Origin of the sequence: Peribacillus aracenensis (genome assembly GCF_025175645.1) — a bacterium.
In the GTDB taxonomy this organism is placed as follows: domain Bacteria; phylum Bacillota; class Bacilli; order Bacillales; family DSM-1321; genus Peribacillus; species Peribacillus aracenensis.
This window is the reverse complement of record NZ_JANZMJ010000048.1, coordinates 1-19,538: the sequence shown is the minus strand read 5'-3', so window position 1 is coordinate 19,538 and position 19,538 is coordinate 1. Positions and strand designations below refer to the sequence as shown.

Annotated in this window: 15 protein-coding genes and 1 pseudogene; 6 read left to right on the top strand and 10 right to left on the bottom strand. The window is 38.4% G+C overall.

Annotated features, from left to right (window positions below; all coding sequences use genetic code 11):
* Positions 1-923 precede the first annotated feature (923 nt).
* Both N0M92_RS27395 and N0M92_RS27390 read left to right on the top strand, forming a co-directional pair.
* Positions 924-2,018: an acyltransferase gene (locus tag N0M92_RS27395; RefSeq protein ID WP_260288770.1), complete on the top strand. Its 1,095-nt coding sequence runs from the start codon at positions 924-926 to the stop codon at positions 2,016-2,018.
* Positions 2,019-2,455: 437 nt separating this feature from the next.
* The gene (locus tag N0M92_RS27390) at positions 2,456-4,642 is read left to right on the top strand and encodes a bifunctional glycosyltransferase/CDP-glycerol:glycerophosphate glycerophosphotransferase (protein ID WP_260288769.1); all 2,187 of its coding nucleotides are present in this window, start codon (positions 2,456-2,458) and stop codon (positions 4,640-4,642) included.
* A 647-nt stretch (positions 4,643-5,289) separates the two neighbouring features.
* On the opposite strand, the gene N0M92_RS27385 is transcribed toward N0M92_RS27390, so the two are convergent.
* The 8 genes and pseudogenes from N0M92_RS27385 to N0M92_RS27350 form a co-directional block, all read right to left on the bottom strand.
* Positions 5,290-5,736 carry a glycosyltransferase gene (locus tag N0M92_RS27385; RefSeq protein ID WP_260288778.1) on the bottom strand — a complete coding sequence of 149 codons (447 nt, stop codon included), beginning with the start codon at positions 5,734-5,736 and terminating at the stop codon, positions 5,290-5,292.
* Between the two features lie 22 nt (positions 5,737-5,758).
* Positions 5,759-6,157, bottom strand: a complete 399-nt coding sequence (locus N0M92_RS27380) for an MFS transporter (RefSeq protein WP_260288768.1) — start codon at positions 6,155-6,157, stop codon at positions 5,759-5,761.
* Positions 6,158-6,238: 81 nt separating this feature from the next.
* A pseudogene (locus tag N0M92_RS27375) lies at positions 6,239-7,384 on the bottom strand (multicopper oxidase family protein); the annotation flags it as partial.
* An 81-nt stretch (positions 7,385-7,465) separates the two neighbouring features.
* On the bottom strand, positions 7,466-7,927 hold the full coding sequence (locus N0M92_RS27370; RefSeq protein WP_260288766.1) for a GNAT family N-acetyltransferase: 462 nt from the start codon (positions 7,925-7,927) through the stop codon (positions 7,466-7,468).
* A gap of 400 nt (positions 7,928-8,327) precedes the next feature.
* Entirely contained in the window at positions 8,328-8,873 is a 546-nt protein-coding gene (locus tag N0M92_RS27365; protein WP_260288765.1) for a DUF1697 domain-containing protein, read from the bottom strand.
* Between the two features lie 94 nt (positions 8,874-8,967).
* On the bottom strand, positions 8,968-9,621 hold the full coding sequence (locus tag N0M92_RS27360; protein ID WP_125162788.1) for a Vat family streptogramin A O-acetyltransferase: 654 nt from the start codon (positions 9,619-9,621) through the stop codon (positions 8,968-8,970).
* A gap of 28 nt (positions 9,622-9,649) precedes the next feature.
* Positions 9,650-10,534: a Vgb family protein gene (locus N0M92_RS27355; RefSeq protein WP_260288764.1), complete on the bottom strand. Its 885-nt coding sequence runs from the start codon at positions 10,532-10,534 to the stop codon at positions 9,650-9,652.
* Between the two features lie 770 nt (positions 10,535-11,304).
* Positions 11,305-12,621 carry a helix-turn-helix domain-containing protein gene (locus N0M92_RS27350; RefSeq protein ID WP_260288763.1) on the bottom strand — a complete coding sequence of 439 codons (1,317 nt, stop codon included), beginning with the start codon at positions 12,619-12,621 and terminating at the stop codon, positions 11,305-11,307.
* Positions 12,622-12,872: 251 nt separating this feature from the next.
* Between N0M92_RS27350 and N0M92_RS27345 the strand changes: the two genes are divergently transcribed.
* Together N0M92_RS27345 and N0M92_RS27340 are read left to right on the top strand one after the other, a co-directional pair.
* The gene (locus N0M92_RS27345) at positions 12,873-14,114 is read left to right on the top strand and encodes an MFS transporter (RefSeq protein WP_260288762.1); all 1,242 of its coding nucleotides are present in this window, start codon (positions 12,873-12,875) and stop codon (positions 14,112-14,114) included.
* Between the two features lie 42 nt (positions 14,115-14,156).
* A complete protein-coding gene (locus N0M92_RS27340; RefSeq protein WP_260288761.1) occupies positions 14,157-15,593 on the top strand; it encodes a M20 family metallopeptidase in 1,437 nt (478 codons plus the stop codon).
* 550 nt (positions 15,594-16,143) lie between these two features.
* Here N0M92_RS27340 and groL read toward each other — a convergent pair.
* Both groL and groES read right to left on the bottom strand, forming a co-directional pair.
* Entirely contained in the window at positions 16,144-17,781 is a 1,638-nt protein-coding gene (gene groL / locus N0M92_RS27335) for a chaperonin GroEL (RefSeq protein WP_053533467.1), read from the bottom strand.
* Between the two features lie 59 nt (positions 17,782-17,840).
* A complete protein-coding gene (gene groES, locus N0M92_RS27330) occupies positions 17,841-18,125 on the bottom strand; it encodes a co-chaperone GroES (RefSeq protein ID WP_034306337.1) in 285 nt (94 codons plus the stop codon).
* A gap of 334 nt (positions 18,126-18,459) precedes the next feature.
* Here groES and N0M92_RS27325 point away from each other — a divergent pair, with 334 nt between their 5' ends.
* Positions 18,460-19,185: a CPBP family intramembrane glutamic endopeptidase gene (locus N0M92_RS27325; protein WP_192207542.1), complete on the top strand. Its 726-nt coding sequence runs from the start codon at positions 18,460-18,462 to the stop codon at positions 19,183-19,185.
* Positions 19,182-19,394 carry a YdiK family protein gene (locus N0M92_RS27320; protein ID WP_034306342.1) on the top strand — a complete coding sequence of 71 codons (213 nt, stop codon included), beginning with the start codon at positions 19,182-19,184 and terminating at the stop codon, positions 19,392-19,394. Before N0M92_RS27325 ends, N0M92_RS27320 begins: the two co-directional genes overlap by 4 nt.
* The last annotated feature ends 144 nt before the right edge of the window (positions 19,395-19,538 follow it).

Here is a 19,538-nt window from a genome sequence, read left to right as displayed (position 1 = left end):
CTTAAAATTTATAAACTAAATAAGAATGCAATTATCGACCAGCTTTGTCTTTCAAAGACGTTATACATGTAGCAAATACCCATGTTGATAAATGCTGGATAGCAATCCTACTATTTTTGAAAAATACCTTTGTGTACCATCTATAAATATTTCATGAATACCATAGATACAGCCTAAAAAGATATATATCAAAGCGTGTATAGAAAATTTCATTTTTTTAAGTCCATTTATATTAATTCGAATTGAACCTTAGTATTAAGGGGGCAAAATATTTAATCCTCGATTCCCCCCTCTATATAAAAACCAAATCTGCACCTTAGCCAATAAAAAAAGCCACCAATTATGGCAGCTGGATCTTCGACTTTTGTTCCCGTTCAAGCACATTCTCTTTTTCTATATTTTATGTTCGTTTTACGTAATAACCTGGATAACTTACCTATCTATAAGCCATCCAAGAGACACCCTAAGGATCTTGGTGTTTATCTGAATCTATCCTTGAAGCTTTTCAGGGATGGACTTTTCTTAGCTGAATAATATGTCTCAAGAGCGACTTAAAAGAGAGCTGGGTATTCAATCCTTCTTAATTGCACTAACCTTCCCCGATAGTTCCATAAAGAAAAAGCTGCTTTAAAGACAGTTCGATCTTCAGCTAACTCACCTGTTAGTTCCATAAGAAATAAGTTCTTTCTCCATTTAGAGTAAACCCTATTGATGCAATGAAATAATCCTTTTAAATGGCTTTAATGTCTCATAGAGCTTGTATCAAAATGCTTAGTGTTATAAATTCGCATTTTCCTAACGCTACCCCTACTAGGGAGGTAACTCTCCACTATGGGATTATATTTTTCCTGGTTCCTTTTTCTTAATTGGAGTAGTATACTATAACAGTTATATAGAGATAAAGTCATAAGGAGAAGTAGTTTATGGGGGAAGGGTTAAATAAAAAAACTCGATATTTTTACGAGTTGAATTTTATACGTGCTATTGCTTGTTTATGTGTTGTGATGGTTCATGTCTCAGCAAAAAATTATCATTTAAATGATCAGAACTTCAATTGGCTGACACTATTTTTAAATCAAGTTGCAAGATATGGTACACCATGCTTTGCAATCTTGAGTGGTTTTCTGTTATACAATCAAGCAATTAAAAAGGGATTTAATTTTAAAAAGTTTGTTACATCTAGATTTACCAAAATTGTTATCCCATTTCTTATATGGAGTTTTCTTTATTTACTTGTTAGACAATATAAGTTCCCTTGGTCTGAGGGAGGAGTCAGTATAAAAGATTTTTTATTACTTTTCTCACTTGGTGATAGTTATTATCATCTTTATTTTATTGTTGTGGTGATTCAATTTTATTTACTATTCCCTATTTTGCAATTGGCTAAAACGAAAAATAGTATGTTAGCTTTAACAATCATAGCTCTTTTTATAAATTATTATTTTATGCGGCAACCATTTGATACAGGAAATGAAACTTTTAATCTACTTATCCAGGATAGATCATCAATATTTAAGTGGATTTTTTATTTTATCTTCGGAGGACTTTTAGTATACTTTTGGGAACCTCTTGTAAAATGGGTTGAAAAAAATGTGAATTTTAGTATTTTACTCGGTGTTATTAGTATATGTTTCGTTACATATGAGTACAATACATTCGGTTTTTTTTCATCTACGCGCATTGCTAATTTGTTTCACATGCCATTATTTCTCGTTGTACTAATTGGTGTTTATTATGTTATGGAGCGTTGGAAGAAAATAAGAAACTATATAATGGAACTTGGTAATTTATCAATGGGTATTTATTTAGTTCATCCAATGGTGTTATATGTAATACAAAATCACATACCTGAACTATTAACTCAAACAAGATGGATTCCTTTAGCTTTTCTTATTACTGTACTTTCTTCGATTCTTTTAGTTAAAATTATTAATAAAATTCCGTTTGGTCAATTTGTTGTTACAGTTGCATCTCCAAAAAAAGTAAAATATCAAGAGGTACAAAGGAAAGCTAGTTAAACTAAAATATAAATACAAGGGGAAATGTGAAAATTTTATTTGAGCACTTTCCCTTGTATTTTAGTATGTTCACGAAGAGCTTTCACTTATTTTACAGAAAACGTGTCATGGGTGTGTATACAGCGAATTGCCTGCGTGTCTCATCTATCATTTTTCTTTTATTCGATGACATTTTCTTTCTCCTTCCTTTTGTTATTTTGTTCAACTATCCTGCCCCGATAGTTGTATAAAGAAAAAGCTGCCTTAAAGAAAGCTCTGATCTTAAGATAAAGCAACCGTTAGTTCTATAAGAAAATTTTTAAATCAACTTTAACATCTCTAATGGGGTCTCGCCACATATCCATCAAGTTTATTTAGGGCGTCAAAAGACCTGAAATATTATATATAAACCTACCTATTGGTTAAAATTAGGAAATTAAATACTTAGGAGTTTGAAATTGAAAAAAGTATCAGTAATTATTGCAGTATATAATACAGAAGAATTTTTAGATGAGTGTTTAAATTCAGTGGTGAATCAAACATATAGTAACTTGGAAGTTCTACTTATTAATGATGGATCATTGGATCAGTCTGGTGCTATCATTAATGAATTTGCTAAGAGGGATAAACGGATTATCAGCTTCCATAATGATGAGAGGAAAGGAGTGGGAGCAGCTCGTAATCTGGGTTTAGATAATGCTACGGGTGAGTTCGTATACTTTATTGATAGTGATGATTTTATTGCTCTCGATACAATTGGAAGGTTGGTTGAGAATATTGGGAAACACGATATTCTTTCCGGAAAGCAAATCCGGTTAATTAATAAAGAGGATAGTAAAATCGGGAATATGGTTGAAGAAGAAGCTGATGATGGAATGGTAATAGACGAGATTAAAGAGAAAGTGCAAAAAGGACGTGTACGTTTAAGAAGAGGGATTCAACAATCGTTTCGTGGTATGTCTATCCTGCACACTCTTATTTCGCATGATTTTATAAAAGTGAATAATTTGCGGTTTTCAGAAGAAGTGCATTGTTATTCAGATCTATCCTTAATCGTTCCTATCATAAGTGAAATGAGGAAATTCCCACTTTTAACACGTTGCTATTATTTCAAGCGCAGGCGCAATGACCCCATCTCCAATCCTGCATTAATGCAATCGGATCGGGAAAAAAAGGTTTTGGACTTTTTATCAATCTATAATCAGATGAAAGATCAATATAGTATGGACCAACGAGCTGGTTCATATCTAGACTGGTTATTTTTAAATATATATCGAAAACAGATTATCATGCTATTTTCCAATCAAGGATGTATCGATGAATTTTTTAACAAAGTAGCCGTTTCTGTTGATAAAATTGATGTATCAAAAAGGAAAAGTCTTAATGTTGTAGTGAAAAGAGAGCTAAAGCTATTACGTAAAAGGAAACTAGGATCTTATAAAAAGCTGATAGGTCTCCATCATTTTGCCCGTAACATGAAGAGGGCATTGAAGAGCAGGCAGAAAATGTACATTTATTTATATCGCTCTGTGTTCATGCGTATACCACTAAAAGAAAAAACAATCGTATTCGAAAGTTTCTTAGGGAAAAACTATTCAGATAGTCCGAAGTACATTTATGAATATATGCTTGAGCATAATCCCGATTTTAAATATATATGGATTTTTAATAAGACAAGGAAAGAGATTCCAGGTAATGCAAAACAAGTGAAACGGTTTAGCTTAGCTTACTATTATTATTTCGCGACGTCTAAATTTTGGGTAAGTAATTCACGCCTTCCACTTAAATTAAATAAGCGTGAAGGGAATATCTATTTGCAGACTTGGCATGGAACACCGTTGAAGAAGCTTGTTTTTGATATGAATGATATTTATTCGGCCAATCCGAATTATAAGAAGCATTTCTTTAATCAATCAAGACGTTGGGACTATCTTATTTCACCGAATCAATATTCTTCGGATATATTTAGAAGTGCCTTTAAGTTTGAAAAGGAGATGCTCGAATTCGGTTATCCAAGAAATGATATCTTATATAAAAGGGATAATGAGGAGTCTATCCAAAATTTAAAAGAGAGTCTCCAAATACCTCTTGATAAAAAAGTTATCTTATACGCCCCGACGTGGCGGGATGATGAATTTTATGAACCTGGAAAGTATAAATTTGCCATTCAAATGGATTTACATAAAATGAGAGAACAATTAGGGGATGAATATGTCGTTTTATTACGCATGCATTACTTTATTGCCGATGAGATCGACACAGATGGTTTAGAAGGTTTTGTATATAATTATTCAAAATACGATGATATTGCTGAACTTTACTTGATTTCTGATTTATTGATCACTGATTATTCTTCTGTATTTTTTGATTATGCAAACTTGAAACGTCCAATCTTGTTTTTTACCTATGATCTTGAGAAATATAGAGATACATTAAGAGGTTTTTATATAGATATTGAAACAGAAGTGCCTGGCCCACTAGTGAAAACTACGGATGAAATCATTGATGCCGTTACGAATATTGAACAAGTTAAAGCACAATATCAAGAGACGTATGATCGCTTTTACGATAAATTCTGCGGTTGGGATAATGGCAATTCGGCTGAGAACGTCGTGAAAACCGTATTTGGCTTGGGTGTAAAATAGTATGTTGTAAATGTTACTCATTTGTTGCCAATAAAAGTTGGGTTGAACTTATTCAAATGGTTATTAATTCGGAAATACCGATACAAGAAATCAGAAATTTTGTATCAGACTATAAACGGTAGTAAGTTGATAAAAAGGGGTGCCGCCACATGCCCATCAAGCTAAGAAAACCGGTCACCCTCAAAACGATAATTGAACTTAGAAGTTACAAGAAAGTCCAAAATTTCGTTCTGGGGTACTACAAAACTTTAGCTTGATTGTGATGTGGTAGTACCCCTCTAATCAACAAAGATGGATGCAAGTCTTAGATAAGAAGCAATACTTAAAAACACCATCATTCCAAAATTCACTACTTTTATCTCTTTATAATAATCGCATCAAATAAATTAAAGGTAATGCAAAAAGTGTTGGAATGCTGTTCCGAACTTACCAAAAATATCAGTAAAAAAACATATTCCATTGAACCCATTACTAGACCATTTAAAAGAAACAAAGATAAAAAACATGAGAAAACTCGAACTAGCACCTCCTCTTCAAATTACCTTTTCTGTTATTATTCTTCTAAACTGCCCCGTTAGTTCATTAACAACACCACTAACATTGCCTGCAAAAAATAACCCCTACTCAATATGAGTAAGGGATATTGATTATTCAGCAGACAATTTAGTGGAAGTTGCCTTACTGTTTTTATTTTTCAATTGACGATTTTCAATTGCTACTCTAACAACATGTTCCCAAGAATTCGCATGAATTTCTTGGTTGAATTTTCTTTCTACCTTTTTTAGAGCAGCTTTACCCATCTTTATGGTTGTTTTCGGATGATTGAACATTGAAATCATGGCTTCTGCTAGCCTATCTATATTATTTTTTTGAACTAAAACTCCATTTTCTCCATTGTCAATTAATTCATTAGGACCATATCTTATATCATAACTCACTACAGCTGTAGCATTAGACATGCTCTCTAATACAGAAAGAGAAAACCCTTCCGTTTTTGAAGCTAAGATACTGAAAAGAGCACTTTGATAAATTTTAGATGGTTCTTGAGTGTACCCATTTAATTTTATGTGATTTGTAAGATTAGCATTATTGATTATCTTTTGCAGCTTATCTTTCTCAGTACCTTCTCCCCAAAACTCTAACTTCGCATCTGGCGCCTAGTCCCCATATGAAAACACCCATTACACCTATTGTGAAATTCGAGTTAAAAATAACAAGAGCCATTCCTATCACTGCTAATACAGATGCAAAGCGAAGAACAGGAACGGGGCCATATTTATCAAGAAATGCTCCTGCTGTAACACTTCCGATAAGCATTGCTGTTAAGAATACTCCATAAATAGCTGTACTCGTAACATGGTCAACATGAAAGCCATCAACCATAGCTAAGGGTAGCCAATCATTTGCTGAGCCTTCAGCAAATGCCATCTCTAGGACAATCACACCAATTAGTTTTTGCCTCAAATAATAATTTAAAAGGCCTGCATCATAAATGCAGTGGGGTTTATATGCCACATCGCACTTGTTATTGGTATGAATGATCCATGGAACAAAGCAATACTGTGTATATCTATCACTTTTATAAGAAATATCGACCTATGACCTGTTATCTATTTGATTAGTGTGATTTCTTATGGTTAATGGTCGCATCATGTCATGGTCCTCGTGCTCTAATTTATGACAGTGGCATACATATTTTCCGGCAAATGGTTCAAATCGCATGATGATTCGAACCGTTTCTCGCGCGTTGACTGTCACTGTATCTTTTAAGCCAAAATCAGTGGGAAGAGGTTGTTTGAGGTTTCCATTACTGTCACGGCGTTCAAGGACGAGAAAATTCACCAAGTGGAGATGAATTGGATGGCCACCGTCAGTTATGTTTTCCAGTTCCCATATTTCAACCGAATCAAGTAGAGGTGTTTCTGTCACTGGATCATCCCACTCTTTTCCATCTAATAAAAGCATAGGACGTCCAAATTCATCCTGTGTCTCTACAAGAGTTAAGTGTCTTACCTTTTTGACTTCTGTGAGTGGAATATGATCAATATTACTTAAAATCGCCGGCACTTGACTGTTGTCCTTTCCTTTTAACGGCTTTGTCACTTTAAACGCCATCACATCACCTGTAGGATTCCCTAATTCAAACTGTTTTTGCAAGATGATGGTTTCGCATTGCAATTTAGAGAAGTCCACAACGATGTCAGTTCGCTCAGCTGAACCAACTAGTAGACTTTGTACCTCAATCGGCCGTTCAAGAAGCCCCCCATCTGTTCCAATTAAAAAAAAAGACTGAGAATTACTTAATTGAAACTGGTATGCGCGAGAGTTAGAAGCGTTTACTATACGAAATCTGTATTTTCGAGGCTCCACGTTTAAAAAAGGCCAAACTTTCCCGTTCACTACGATTGTTTCTCCAAAAAAACCAGGGACGATAGATGGAAAAGGTAAATCTGGTGAGGGATTGCTTGGCTGGGCTGGATAAAACAGAGAACCATCTGGATTAAATGACTTATCCTGGACGATGAGTGGTACCTCATATTTTCCCTTCGGAAGAAGCAACGCCTTCTCTTCTTCATCGCGTATTAAATAAAGCCCTGCAAGACCTGCATACACATTTAACCGGGTGATACCAAGGGCATGGTCATGATACCAAAGAGTGGTCGCTCTTTCACGGTTTGGGTATTTGCAGGTCTTTGTTACAAATTCTGGTCCTGTTTGCCTAAAAGTTTTGGTAAACCACGCCAGGAAAATATGCTTAACGTTGTACATACACATTTTCTTGACGCTACCCCTTAAACTGAGGGAGTTCAATAAGAAACATAGTTATTTTATAGGAAGAAACCACACATCTTCTTCTCCATATACATCTCCTGTGGGAAGAAAGCCAAAACGTTTATATAATTCACGAGCATTTTCGTTATCTTTAAATACGGTTAGACGAATTTCTTTACAAATGGTAAACCTATTTGCTATCCAATTAACCATCTCAGACAGTGTCGCCCTTCCATATCCTTTACCCTGATAACCCTCATCAATTATGAATCCGTTAATCCAATACATATTCGTCGTACTTTCATCGTAAGCATGCATGATAAAACCGACCATTATCTCTTTGTCATAGATGGCAAAGGGTAAATAAACAATGTTATCCCCGTCTGGTTTAATATAAATTTTGGCAAGTGATACGGCTACAGGCGGTACAAAGTTACTTTGCTGTTTCTTAACTTTTAGTGCTAATGCCTCTTCCCAATTTTCTCTCGTAACACATTTCAAATGTACTTTCATAAATTTCACCTCTAATCATAATCTGACATTACCACTTTATTAAATTCACTACTGACACTGAAATACCTTGTTCAACTATCCTGCCCCTATAGTTGCATAAAGAAAAAGCTGCAAGACAGCTCCGATCTTCAGCTAACGCACCCGTTAGTTCTTTAAGAAAAGAGTTTCTTATTAAAGAATCGCGCCCTATTGTTGAAGATTGATTAATTTAATTCAACCGGTGTTTATTGCAGAACTTTCATAAAGTGTCATATCAGCAAAAAAAGGTTGGGTATCTAAAAAGTACCTAACCTCTTTTGTTACCATAACGAGTGTTATAGGCCCAGTGACAGGGTTCTTGCTCTAATTCGTCAGATAGTTTCCAATTACTAAAAAAAAGTTCTTGCTAGTATCATGTAATTCACACCTCTGCAGCTTGCATAAGTTCGTATATTTTGCGAGTTGTATTTACATTCCTGATTGTTATTTGTTGATATGGCTTTGAACCAACGAGTTTAGCCATACCGGATTTGGTGATTTTTTCTTTTTCAACCGACCATAGAATGGCTCCAGGAACGTATCTCACCGTATCAATTTCTGGTTTGATGACCAGCTTATTAAGCACTGACTCATCATCAATTTCATCCCATAAAAACAGCACATCGCTTCTCATCTGTTGGTCGTTCGTCCAAGACTCTGGAAGGGAGTGTATGACTTTTTTAACATCATCAAAACTACGGACTAAAACTTTGATTTGTAATCCGAAGTTTGTATGTATAGCCTCTTCTAAAATATGGGATATTGTTGTTTTTGATTGGCCATTCACTGTGAAAATAATATTACCTGAATTGATATATGTAACTACAGAGCTCATACCCACTCGTTCAAAAGCTTGTTTAAGCAACTTCATGTTAATTTTATTTTTCCCACCAACATTGATTCCCCTAAGCAGTGCGACATAGACCATGATAATCCTCCTATTAGTTTGCATTTTATATAAAACATTTAACGGATTAGAGCAAGAACTCTGTCACTGGGCCTTATAGACAGTTTTTATTTTGTCATATTTTATTTTTAAAATTTCTTAGATTCTCCATTTCTCCATTCACTATCACATCAATATGAGCAGAAATGATATCAATATCTAAATCCCACCATTTAATTTCCAGCAATTCGTTAATGATTTCTTCTGAGAAACGGGTATTAAGTTTCTTTGCAGGGTTTCCTCCAACGATAGTGTAAGGTTCCACATCTTTTGTAATAACCGATTTGGCTGCTACAATTGCGCCATCCCCTATTTTTATTCCAGGCATAATGACAGTATCCATTCCTATCCAAACATCATTTCCAATTATGGTATCACCTTTAAACGGCAACTGATCTAACGTTGGCGTATATTTCTCCCAACCGTGTCCGAAAATATTGAATGGGTAGGTTGAAAAACCATCCATTCTATGATTAGCTCCATTCATAATAAACGTTACACCAGGTGCTATGGCGCAAAATTTCCCAATGACAAGTCGGTCACCGAAGAATTCGTAGTGATATAACACTTGATCTTCAAAAGATTCACCATTTCTTGCATCGTAATATGAGTATTCACCCACAATAATGTTTGGTCTAGTAATTGTATTTTTTATAAATTGCACGACGCGATTCCCTTTAATCGGATATTTATCTTTAGGATTTGGTCCATGTTGCTTATTTGATTCCATGGATATCCACTGCCTTTCAGGATTTTTATTATAAACTTAGCCGACCTATCTTATTACATTCCTCAGCGAACCAAATGGCACCATCAGGTCCTAATACAATTCCATGTGGCTCCGCATTTTGTGTAGGAATTGGATATTCCGTAATTTCACCTTGCATTGTAATTCGGCCAATTTGATTACTTCCCCATTCAGTGAACCATAAAGCACGGTCAGGACCCGTTACTATTGCGTGTGGGCGAGCATTTGCAGTAGGGATGGTATATTCACTTATTGTTCCAGAGGTAGTAATTCTACCGATTTTATTTTCGTTAATTTCCACAAACCATAGTGCATCGTCCGGTCCACTTGTAATACCTACAGGACCAGCATGTTTTGTTGGCAAAATGTAATTAGTCACTTCTCCGAGCATCGTAATCCGACCAATTTGATTACTCTGATTCTCAGTAAACCAGATGGCACCGTCAGGTCCAGCAACAATAAAAGAGGGATAGGAGCCAGGATGCGGTATATCATACTGAATAATTTCACCTGATGGTAAAATTCGCCCTATTCTATTTCCATTCATTTCGGTAAACCAAATGTCTCCATTGTGTCCCTCAGTTATTCCAAAAGGTGCTGAATTTGGACTCGGGAGAGTATATTCGATGATTTCACCTGTTACTTTCAGTTTTCCAATTTTATTCGCCCTATTTTCCGTAAACCATACATCACCCTGAGTTGTGGAGATTATAGATAGCACACCTGCATTGGGTGTAGGAACAACGAAATGAGTGACTTCACCGTTAACAGTCATTCGACCAATTTGATTTGCTTTATGTTGTGTAAACCATAGCGCACCATCTTTTCCAGCAGTTATTCCATAAGGGCCTGAATCTATGTCAAGAAGTTCGTATTCGTCAATTTTTATCCCCACTACAATCCTCCTTTTCCTCTTGTATAAAGTTCTTCTAGTAATTCGTTATAAAATGATTGAATTCCTGCGAAAAAGGTCTTGCATACTCTATTCATATTAAGTTAACATAATTAATCTAACAGAAGTTTCCCCTCACAAACCCCCTTGGGCGCCAAGAACCTGTCACAATTTATTATTATTTCAGGATTTTTATCATTGTTGAATCAACGTTTATGCACACTCGCGCACCTGGTAGCCGTATAAAAAAGTGGGATTTTATGTATCTTCTTATTCAAGAAAATGGCCCGATTGCGGAACAAAAAAAATCCTTCATATCAATACAGGACTTTTGATCAAACTTTATTATAAATTCCCTTCCCACAATTGCCACTCCAAGAAGTATGAAACTATCACGCCAAGAAGAACATATAAAAAACTGTGTTAATCAAAATCATTCAACCTTCGTTCTTTATTTAACGTACATTATAAATTCTTTTTCAAATGCAGTATTCCTTGTTGAACTATCCTGCCCCCTTAGTTCATTAAGGGGTACGACCAGCATGACGCGGATTTACAACGTTAAGGGCATCTAGATATAAAAATAGCCGGTTTTCACCACGATAAGGGTGTAACCGGCATTATTGCTAGTATTTGTTTAATGGTCGCAAAGTTTAAGATGGTAACCTCTTTCTACACTTTTTTTATAATGAAAAGGCTACCCAAATCCAGTTATATACGAACAAATCTTAACAATTCATCGAACGATTGTTAAACAACAAGTAGGACTGAAGTCATCCCTTGCCGGCAAACTGGATCTGATAGATTTTCTTGGGACGCCCTCGCAGCTTTTCCTGCTTTTTGTAAAGAATACGGGCCACCCCTTTTTCCTCCAGACGATTAAGAATCCGATTGGCACTTCTTACGGTGACATCAAGATGGTAAGCAAGCTCCTCCGCTGTCAGTTCGTTGCTTTCTGTCTTCGAAATGACCGCCATGATTTTTTGGAGCTGAAGGGTAGAGATTTCAACGTCTTTGCTGATGCGTTGGATGGACTTGTTGACTCCGTTCAGGTACTCCAAACAATTTCCTTCTCCCAATGGCCCGATGATTTTATCCGTGTCTGTCACAACATAAGTACCCGGGGACCGGCTAGTTACGGACAAGTTGTTGGCTGACTGCGCGTTCGAACGCGCCTTGTACATGGTATTGTCTACCCCCCAACCAATGTGGACCGAAAAGGGCAACACTTTGCCAAGATAGGACATAAGCAAGCATTGCGAAAGGTTGTGCGTAAGTGTCTTGAGTTCCTTGTAAGAACTGATGAGCTCAAAGCTTCCATTGGACTTTTGGATGAGAAACGGGACTTTTTGCTCTGTGCTGAATTCCAATAGCGATTTGTGCAAAAGCATTTGCTGAAACTCCCACTCGTTGATGTTTTGCTTCCCCGTGTCCGGATTTCCAATTGTAATGTGGCCAATGGCAATTTGGCTCTCCGCCAGTTTAATCAATGAAAGCTCGCTGATGATTTGCTCGAATTGCTGCACAACTGAATCAGGCGACGGGAACAGGAAAATATGGGGGACTTCATGGCGGACCAAATCCTCAACAATATTACTCAACCGGGTTAATGACAAATCGATTTTTCTCTCTTGCCACAACTGGATGTGTTCATTCAGTACCTCTTCATAGACCTGGTCAGTCACTTGTGAGAAAGAGACCATGAGAGGCATGTCCTTTTCATTCAGCACCTGCTTCAATCCAAGAAAGTTGTTTTGACTCGCTATAAAGTCAATATAGATCCTAGAAAAATCAAGGTTCCGGTTGGACAGGCTGATTTGCAACAACTTTTCGTAGAATTCCTGCTTGCTGATTTGAAAGGTATAGGTAGGCATAGGGAAGTTCCCCCACTTTTCCGTCAAATAATAGTAGGCCAGTTCAGTCAGCACAAATCCATCCACATGCTGCTGGTTTTGTAGGTATAGATCGATCGTTTCATGCAAGCGTTGATACGGCAGCATTACAATTTCGCAGCTCTCCTGGACCCGACCCGGTACTGTTTTCAACTCTTTCAGGGAATGCTGGGCAATTATGACACCCAAACGTATCATACGCGATCCCTCCTTTCGTTCACTAGTAACATTATAAGAGATTCGTAGCCACTTGGAAATGTTTTAAAAAAACTTGAAATGTTCAGATTATTAACTTATACTCAATTTTAGACAATTTGTCTTAAAAGTGTCTAAAAATAAATATAAACACATATCCTTCTATACCTAAATGTGTTTATGTTTTTCGGACCGGATGATTGTTGGCTTGCTCAAATATAAAAGCGCTTTCAAAAAAAGGGGGGAGTTCAAAGATGGATCCACTTGCTGCAAACCGTAAACAGAAAACCTTGATAATGGTTCTTCTCTGTCTTGGCTGGATGGTCAATACATTCGACAGGATAGCCATCAACGTAGCCGTCATTCCTATCTCCAAGGAGTTCGGGTTAACGGAAACACAGGTAGGTCTTGTGATTAGCAGTTTTTTTCTGAGTTATGCAATTATGCAGCCAATCGGAGGCAGTCTGGCAGACAGGTTTGGCTCACGGAAAGTAATCTTGTTTTCCTTAATTGCCTGGTCCATTTTTACCATTCTAACTGGAATGGCCTGGTCGTTTCTTTCTCTGATTGTTCTCCGTTTCTTGTTCGGAATTGGGGAGGGTAGCTATCCTTCTGCAAGCCAAGTCTCACTCGCGGAAACCTTTCCGCAAAAAGAGCGCGGACGTGCCAAATCGGGACTTCTAGCTGCCGGGAAGCTAGCGGGCGTGCTAGGGACACTAGCAATCGCTAGCCTAATTAGTATCTTTGACTGGCAGTTCATGTTCATCTTCCTTGGTGTTGTCGGTTTGCTACTTGCCTTTTTTTACTGGAAGTATTTCTATCCTGCAGGAACACAAGGCATTCAAAAAAATGCACCTAGCGAAAAAATGTCGTTAATACAGGCCCTTAAAATTCCTTTGTTATGGCAGCTTACTGTGATTTACTTCGGAATTTCAATAGTGAGTTGGGGAACTGCGGCGTGGATGCCATCTTATATGGTTAAAGTGCGGGACCTTGACCTGGTATCGATGGGTGCAGTGGCTACCATTCCGGCCATCATGGGTCTCATCACAATGCTTTTTACTGGTTGGTTGCTGGACAAGTACATGGTGGGAAGAGAAAAATACTTAATTGTTTTGGGAGCACTGATCGGAATGATATCTCTGTATTTTTTTATCAGCGCCCCTTCTATCCCTTATGTAGTAATGTATGGCGCATTCGCAAGTAGCGGTATTGCGATAGCCTTGACCACCACGTTAACGATGCCGCTAAAGTATATAGCCTCTTCTTCCATAGGCACGGCTACTGGGATGGTATATTTGGGTGGGCAATTAGCTGGTGTTATTGCTCCTACCGTCATGGGATTCATGATTCAACAGTTTAACGGTTCCTATGATGCCGGATTCTGGTTTTTAATTTCCGCGCTTTTCATTGCTCTTATTGTCGGGATGACTGTGCGAACCCATTCTGACGAAACGAGTGACCAAGCTACAGAGATAAACTCCAGAGCTGAATAGCATAGTTCGCATCTAATTTAAAGAAAAGAGAGGGTGATTTTCATGTTTAATCGTCAAAAAATTGCAGATATTATTGAACAAAAAAGAAAGACATTTATCCATGTGAGCGACTGTATATGGGACTACGCCGAAACTCGATTTGAAGAGTTCCGTTCGGCAGATTTGCTTTGCAAAACACTGGAAGAAGAAGGATTTAGTGTAGAACGAGGAGTCGGCGGCATGGAGACCGCTTTTATCGGGAGCTATGGAAGCGGCGGACCTATTGTGGCTATTCTTGGGGAATACGATGCACTATCCGGACTGAGCCAGGACCGTGGAATCGCATCTCATCATCCAATTAAGCAGGGCGGCAACGGCCATGGCTGCGGTCACAACCTCCTAGGTACCGGCTCGTTGGCGGCTGCAGTAGCTGTTCGTCACTTTATGGAAGAAAATCAAATCAAAGGAACGATTCGCTATTACGGCTGTCCGGCTGAAGAAGGGGGCTCAGGAAAAACTATTATGGTCCGAGAGGGTTTGTTCGATGATGTGGACACGGCTATCTCCTGGCATCCATATTCCTTTAACGCAGTTGCATCGGTAACAAACGTGGCCAACTATCAGGTGTACTTTAAATTCAAAGGAAAAGCGGCCCATGCAGCAGGCTCTCCTCATCTCGGCCGCAGCGCATTGGATGCCTTAGAGTTAATGAATATCGGGGCTAATTTTCTCCGTGAACATATTATTCCTGAAGCTCGCCTCCACTATGCTATTACTAATTCGGGCGGGCTGGCTCCCAATGTTGTGCAGGCAGAAGCGGAAGTACTCTATATGATGCGGGCTCCAGAACTGGAGCAAGTAGATGAGATTTATCACCGAGTATGCAAGATTGCCCGTGGTGCTGCCATGATGACAGAAACAGAAGTTGACATCATTTTTGATAAAGGGTGCTCCAACTTGATTCCTAATCGAACATTAGCAGCTGCTATGTACGATAATTATCGCAAGGTTGGCGTCCCAGAATTTAACGAAGAAGAAAAAGCATTTGCCCGTCAAATTCGCACCACCATGCCAGAACCCGATAAGAAAAGTATTTTGCGCATGCTTTCTCAGCTACCAGTAGACAAAAACTTAATTCAAAAGATAAATGAACAAGAGCTTTCCACTGTGTTAATGCCCTATATAAACAAAACCTTTCGTATGACCGGTTCGACCGATGTTGGAGATGTCAGCTGGATTGTACCTACTGTGCAATGCGCAGTCAACTGCTTTGCGATGGGGACACAGCTTCATTCCTGGCAGGCTGTGGCGCAGGGGGGAACATCAATCGGCCACAAAGGTATGCTGCATGCCGGCAAAGTAATGGCTGCTACCGCAGTCGATATACTGCTCCAACCAGAAGTCATTGACCAGGCAAAAGCTGAACTGAAGGAAAATTTAGTTGGAGCTAACTATGTCTGCCCAATTCCGACGGAAATCAAACCTACATTAAGTCGATAACTTTCAAAAAGGAAAAGCCCTTACAGTTATTTTACAACAGCTGTAAGGGCTTGATTTTTTCCTATTTGGTAATATTTAATAATTGGACCTTTAATAACCTGACCAGCGTTAATAAACAACATTAATAAATGTATTTATTTACTAGTTTAAACATCTTTATTGTCATTTAATAACAGTAAGCTTTTCATGTTGAGGGTTTCTGTCAAAATGCATACTTAATGACACGTTGAAAAAAGTCGGTTTTTAATACTCGCTAAATCTTCCGTTAACTTTGAACGAAGAGTAGAAACGGCTTTTTAAGAAATTACCGCATATCCACAAGGAAATTAAGTAGCATTCATTCAGGCATACACATACATCCTTACTGATCGAAGCAGGGGGTGGGGTTAAAAGAAATCCAACAACGATTTGGACATACAAAATTCAAATGCAAAGAAAAGGCCTCCCACAGTAAACAGTGGGAGGCCTTCAAACTTTAAAGATATTCACATGTTAGGTGAGCATTCATTCTGAATTCTCGTTAAACCCCTATAAGGGATTTAAGCGATGATTACATCATGCCGCCCATTCCGCCCATTCCGCCCATGTCAGGCATGCCCATTCCGCCAGCGCCTGCAGGTTCTGGTTTGTCAGCAACAACAGCTTCTGTTGTTAAGAACATAGCTGCTACAGAACCAGCGTTTTGTAGAGCTGAGCGAGTTACTTTAGTAGGATCGACGATACCGGATTCGATCATGTTCACCCATTGTCCAGTAGCTGCATTGAAGCCAGTGCCTACTGCTTCGCCTTTAAGGCGCTCTACGATTACAGAGCCTTCAAGACCGGCATTGTGAGCGATTTGACGAACAGGCTCTTCGATTGCACGAAGAACGATTTTCACGCCTGTTGCTACGTCGCCTTCCGCTTGAATTTCAGCGATTTTATTGTATACGTTAAGAAGTGCTGTACCACCACCGGCTACGATACCTTCTTCAACAGCCGCACGAGTGGAGTTCAATGCATCTTCAATACGAAGTTTACGTTCTTTCAATTCTGTTTCGGTAGCTGCACCGACTTTGATTACCGCTACGCCACCAGCTAACTTAGCAAGGCGTTCTTGTAATTTTTCACGGTCGAATTCAGAAGTTGTTTCTTCTAATTGAACACGGATTTGGTTTACACGAGCTTGAATTTGAGCTGTGTCTCCAGAACCTTCAACGATTGTTGTATTTTCTTTTGTAACAACCACTTTAGACGCACGGCCTAATGAATCGATTGTTGCGGATTTAAGATCAAGTCCGATTTCTTCAGTGATCACTTCGCCGCCTGTAAGAGCCGCGATGTCTTCAAGCATTGCTTTACGACGGTCACCGAATCCAGGAGCCTTAACCGCAACAGCGTTGAATGTTCCACGAAGTTTGTTCACAACAAGAGTTGCAAGCGCTTCGCCTTCTACATCTTCAGCAATCAATAATAGCGGTTTCCCTTGTTGAACAACTTGTTCAAGGACAGGAAGGATTTCTTGGATATTCGTGATTTTTTTATCTGTGATCAAGATATATGGATTCTCAAGGACAGCTTCCATTTTATCTGAATCAGTAACCATGTATGGAGATGCATATCCGCGATCGAACTGCATACCTTCTACTACGTCCAATTCAGTTGTGAAACCTTTAGACTCTTCGATTGTGATGACGCCGTCGTTACCAACGCGCTCCATTGCTTCTGCAATCAGTTGGCCCACTTCTTCATCAGCTGAAGAGATGGCAGCAACTTGTGCGATTGATTCTTTGTTTTCAACAGGTTTGGAAATGGCTTTCAATTCTGCAATTGCTGAATTGACCGCTTTCTCGATTCCTTTACGGATACCCATTGGGTTAGCACCAGCTGTTACGTTTTTAAGACCTTCACGGATCATTGCTTGTGCAAGAACCGTTGCAGTAGTAGTACCGTCACCAGCTACGTCGTTTGTTTTGCTTGCTACTTCAGCAACCAATTTCGCACCCATGTTTTCGAATGCATCTTCCAATTCGATTTCTTTAGCGATTGTCACACCGTCATTTGTGATAAGCGGTGAACCGAATTTTTTCTCAAGAACCACGTTACGACCTTTTGGTCCAAGCGTTACTTTAACTGCATCTGCAAGTGCGTCCACACCACGAAGCATGGAGCGGCGAGCTTCTTCACTAAATTTAATTTCTTTAGCCATTTATAAGTACCTCCCTAAAATTTTAAGAAAATTTTCGTTCAGTTAAGTATGATGTATAATTAGCCGATTACAGCTAGAATGTCGCTTTCACGTAAAATTAAGTATTCAGTGTCTTCGTATTTAACTTCAGTACCTGCATATTTTGAGAAGATAATTAGATCGCCTTGGGCAACCTCTAAAGCAACACGTTCGCCATTTTCAAGGACACGGCCAGTACCAACTGCTACTACCTTACCTTCTTGTGGCTTTTCTTTAGCAGTATCAGGAAGAACAATACCGCTTGCAGTTTTTTCTTCAGTTTGAACTAGTTCAATAATAACGCGATCACCTAATGGTTTTAACAAGTGAAACAACCTCCTCATATTCTCTTGATAATTTGTTTCATGATTATTAGCACTCTTCATCATCGAGTGCTAACACATTTATAATATTAAATAAACCGAGCCTTTTTTGCAAGTATCTTATTGAAAATTTTTTATTAATTTCTGATAAATTAAGGGTAAACTACTTTAACATAATGATTTCCTTAACAATGTAATTGAAATGTTATGTTAGGGGTACCTTTAAGTGGTGTTCTGCCTCAATATTTGATACCATTTTGGAGTATGCGTTTATAGATTGTCCCCATATCAGGAACGTTCCGAACGGGATGGGTGACTATAAAAGGAGTTTTCATTTTTGAAAAAAGAATATTGGTTCGTCATCATCACTTATATTGCCATGCAATTATCCAGTATTGTTGGGGTACCCATTTTCATGCTTATCGGGTCTTCTACCGGAATGCCGGCCGATGAACTCGAAGTGAAGTCTGCAGCATATTGGATAGTTTTCAGTTTTCTCGCTGCTTTATTCTTGATTCTTTTTTTAATGAAAAAAGATATGAGGGAACAGTTGGACACGAGAAATCAAACTACCGTCCCGATGTCCATATTATGGGCAGTTGCAGGAGTGTTCATGGCTCTTTTTGCACAAAGCATTGCCGGCAGCATTGAACAAATGCTTGGGGTGGAGTCTGAATCTGAAAATACGCAGCAACTTATTTCACTCATTTACAAAGTCCCCATGGTCATTTTCGTCACTTCAGTAATTGGACCTATATTGGAAGAATTAATTTTCCGGAAAATCATTTTCGGGTCACTTCATAAACGCTTTAACTTCTTTATTTCAGCTTTAATCAGCTCAGTTATTTTCGGCTTGGCGCATGGTGAATTTGAACATCTTCTATTATATACGGCAATGGGCTTCACCTTTGCTTTCCTTTATGCGAAAACAGGTCGCATTCTCGTTTCCATGAGCGCTCATATTGCGATGAATACGCTTGTTATCATCCTTCAAGTGGTATATCGGGAGGATATTGAGAAGATGCTAGATACTGCACAGGCCTTCATCGGAGGTTTATTATGAAACGTCAATCACCATTATTCATGGGCATCATCTATGCTGGCTTAGGAGCTCTTTTTACCGCTATCGCGATTCAAACCGTCAATTCTTCCGGATGGGGACTCTTTGCCTACATACTTGTCCTTATTGCAACTCTTGATTTTGGATCGGGATTACGCATGATCATGCTGCACTTTAAGATTAAAGCTGCACAAAAAAATAAGAAAAAATAAAAAAACGCTGCAATGATTGAACTGCACCCCAATTGTTAGACACATCTATCAATTGGAGGTGCAGTTTCTTTATGGCCAAATTTACAGCACAACAAAAAATACAAGCGGTACAGAGATATCTTGAAGGAACAGAGGGACATAAAA